General features: G+C 73.4%; 2 protein-coding genes. Both read left to right on the top strand.

From position 1 onward, the window contains the following. Window positions 1–101 precede the first annotated feature (101 nt). Complete coding sequence (locus ACQ452_RS16700; protein ID WP_433385375.1) at window positions 102–1,037, top strand: TauD/TfdA family dioxygenase; 936 nt, start codon at window positions 102–104, stop codon at window positions 1,035–1,037. 37 nt (window positions 1,038–1,074) lie between these two features. Then, window positions 1,075–2,244, top strand: a complete 1,170-nt coding sequence (locus tag ACQ452_RS16695; RefSeq protein ID WP_433385372.1) for a class I SAM-dependent methyltransferase — start codon at window positions 1,075–1,077, stop codon at window positions 2,242–2,244. Window positions 2,245–2,269: the final 25 nt, after the last annotated feature.

The following is a 2,269-nucleotide window of genomic DNA, read 5'->3' as shown; positions in this document are numbered from 1 at the left end:
GCCGGGCACCCGCGCCGCCGGCCGGCGATATCGACAAAATATAGCGACCCGTCCGAGGCTGGGACGGATCGCACAGCCTCAGACGGTGGGGAGCCCCTGGAATGACCGAGCACGCGAGCTGGAAGCCGTTGGAGATCACCCCGGAGAGCGCCGGCTGCGCACCGAGCGCCGAGGGCCTGGCCGGACACCTTCGCGAGCTGGACCTGGCGGAGCTGCTCACCGCCGAGAAGGCGCTGGTCTTCCGGGGCTTCGGGGTCCGGCCGGACACCCTGGATCCGGTGATGGACCTGCTGCTGCCCAGGCGACTGGCCTACGTGCACGGCAACTCGCCGCGCACCAAGGTGGGGCGCAACGTCTACACGTCCACCGAGTACCCGGCCCGGTACACCATCTCCATGCACAACGAGCTGTCGTACGCCGCGCAGTGGCCGGCCCGGCTGCTCTTCTTCTGCCAGATCGCGGCCGAGACCGGCGGCGCCACCCCGGTCGTCGACGCCGAGCTGTGGTTGCAGTCGCTGGACCCGCGGTTGCGCGCCGACTTCGCCGGTGGCCTGCGCTACCAGCAGAACCTGCACGACGGCCTGGGGCTGGGCAAGAGCTGGCGGGAGACGTTCGAGACCGACAGCCGCGACGAGGTCGAGCAGTTCCTCGCCGGCGCCGGCGCCACCTGGGAGTGGACCGCCGACGGGCTGCGGGTGGTCCAGCTCCGGCCGGCGACCCTGCGGCATCCGGTCACCGGCGCCGAGGTCTGGTTCAACCAGGCCGACCAGTGGCATCCGGCCGGGCTGGACGACGAGATCGCCCGGGTGATGACGCAGGTGATGGGGCCGGACGAGCTGCCGCAGTCGGTGACCTTCGCCGACGGTTCCCCGATCCCCGACGAGTACGTCGCGCAGATCCGTGACCGGGGCCTGGCGGCCGCGGTCGACGTCGACTGGCGGGTCGGCGACCTGCTGCTGATCGACAACATCCTCACCGCGCACGGCCGGCGCCCGTACACGGGTGATCGGCGGGTGCTGGTGGCCATGTCGGACTGACCCGACACCGCAGGACCCGCACAGTGGAGGGCACATCATGACCGTAACGGACGCCGAGGCTACGCCGTCGCCTCTCGCGGAGCTGGACCAGGAGCGCTACGCGCAGTTCCGGGTCTCCTTCGACGCGGTGACGGACTTCGGCCGGCGGCTGCTGGCGGGCCGGCTGGCCGCCGCGGGCGTCCTGCCGGTCGCCGGGAGAACCGCGGGCCGCGAGGAGATCCTGGCCCGGCTCGCGGTGGCGCCCGGGTACGAGCGGCTCGCCGACGCCCTGCTCGACATGCTGGCGCGCGCGGGGCTGCTGCGCGGCGACGGTGGCCGGCTCGCCGTGTCGGATCGCGTCGCCGGGCTCGCCGGTGACGACGCGGTCGACCTCTCGGCTGCGGCGCTGCGGCGGGAGCACCCGGAGATCGCCGGGTACGTGCCGCTGCTGGTCGCCTGCCAGCAGCGGCTGGTCGACGTGGTGCGGGGCGACGCGCCGGCCAACGAGGTCCTCTTCCCGGGCGGCTCGACGGACCTGGTCTCCGCGATCTACCAGGACAACGTCCAGCTCGACTTCTTCAACCGGCTCTGTGCGGCGGCGGTGCACGGGCATGTCCAGCGGTTCCTGCGCCGCTATCCCCGGTCGGTGGCCCAGGTGATGGAGGTGGGGGCGGGCACCGGTGGCACCACCGGGCCCGTGCTGGACGCCCTGGCGGACCGGGCCGAGCGGCTGCGGTACCTCTACACCGACGTGGGGCCGGGGTTCCTGCGGCTGGGGCGGCGGTGCTTCGGCGCCGGCCGGCCCCACGTGGACTTCGCCCGCTACAACGTGGAGGGCGCGCCGGGGGAGCAGGGCTTCGAGCCGGGTTCGATGCACGTCGTGCTGGCCAGCAACGTCCTGCACGCCACGATGCGGATCTCCGTGGCGCTGCGGCACTGCCACGCACTGCTGCGGCCGGGCGGCATCCTGGTGATCAACGAGATGACCAGCCGGCTCGACTACAACACGCTGACCTTCGCCCTGGCCGAGGGGTGGTGGCGGCACGCCGACGACGAGCCGCGGCTGCCGGCGTCGCCGCTGCTGGACGTGGCGGGCTGGCGGGTCGCCCTGACCCGGGCCGGTTTCGTCGACGTGCGGGCGCACGCGGTGCCCGGGCTCGACGCCGACGAGCAGGCGCAGACGGTGTTCGTGGCGACGGCCGCGGGTGCGTGCGAGGCGTCCCGCTGAGGCCAGGGTCAGCCGCCCGCGTCCG

Origin of the sequence: Micromonospora sp. KLBMP9576 (genome assembly GCF_050941805.1) — a bacterium.
In the GTDB taxonomy this organism is placed as follows: Bacteria; Actinomycetota; Actinomycetes; order Mycobacteriales; family Micromonosporaceae; genus Micromonospora.
The sequence above is the reverse complement of the archived record's forward strand: the minus strand, read 5'-3'. Positions and strand labels throughout refer to the sequence as shown.

Bases quoted from the DNA above. Each gene is read 5' to 3' on its own strand.
- ACQ452_RS16695 (WP_433385372.1), top strand. From the start codon at position 1,075: ATGACCGTAACGGACGCCGAGGCTACGCCGTCGCCTCTCGCGGAGCTG.
- ACQ452_RS16700 (WP_433385375.1), top strand. From the start codon at position 102: ATGACCGAGCACGCGAGCTGGAAGCCGTTGGAGATCACCCCGGAGAGC.